This window comes from Candidatus Aquicultor secundus (genome assembly GCF_002791875.1).
Lineage (GTDB): Bacteria > Actinomycetota > Aquicultoria > Aquicultorales > Aquicultoraceae > Aquicultor_A > Aquicultor_A secundus.
In genome coordinates, this window is record NZ_PFNG01000209.1 from 1 (window position 1) to 1,035 (window position 1,035).

General features: G+C 44.0%; 1 pseudogene. It reads left to right on the forward strand.

The features are described from left to right. A pseudogene (locus COY37_RS08870) lies at positions 1 to 1,035 on the forward strand (BREX-1 system adenine-specific DNA-methyltransferase PglX); the annotation flags it as partial.

The following is a 1,035-nucleotide window of genomic DNA, read 5'->3' on the forward strand; positions in this document are numbered from 1 at the left end:
CTCGGCTGCCGACTTCAAAAAAATCCCCGGCTCGCCAATTGCATATTGGGTGAGTGAGCGAATATGGCATCTTTTTGGCGAGGCGAAGTACCTTGGTGATTTTGCCACACCAAAAATTGGAATGCGTACCGGTGATAATGAGCGGTTTCTGCGTTTTTGGTTTGAGGTGGAATCGAAGGATTCTTATTATCCACACGCACACAGCTATGAAAAGCATAAAGATTTTAAGTGGATTCCCTACAATAAAGGCGGCGCTTTTAGGAAATGGTACGGCAATTTTGATTACTTTGTGAACTGGGAAAACGATGGTCATGAGATAAGAGAAAATACGCTCGTCAATTATCCGCAATTAACCTGGGATAATCTTGGTTGGAAAATATCCAACGAACCTTTTTATTTCCGTGAGGGTATCACTTGGACAGGTTTAAGTTCCTCACGCTTTGGTGTTCGCTATCTCCCAGAAGGTTTCATTTTTGATACTGCAGGACCATGCTTGTTTGGCGATAACCTAGATGAGCATCTTGCATTCTTAACAACCAAACAGTGCTTTGAACTCTTAAAGATCCTGAATCCGACCCTCAATTTTAACAACTATAACATTGCAGCACTCCCGGTAGTTATTCCTTTTGATAAGAGAACTGTTAGAGATATATCATGGAAATGCGTTGATATAGCACGCGCCGATTGGAACTCCTACGAAATATCCTGGGATTTCACTGCGCTCCCACTTCTCCAACCTGCCCATCTCCAACCAACACTCAAAGAAATCTACACCAACCTTCGCGCTCACTGGCTCAATACAACTCTAGAAATGCAGCGCCTGGAAGAAGAAAACAACCGCATCTTCATCGAAGCCTACGGCTTACAAGATGAACTAACGCCGGAAGTACCACTAAACGAAATCACGCTAACCTGTAACCCGCACTACCGATACGGCAACAACAGAAGCGACGAAGAACTCGAAGCGTTACTAAAAGCAGATACCTTGAAGGAATTCATCTCATACGCAGTTGGTTGCATGTTTGGACGCTACTC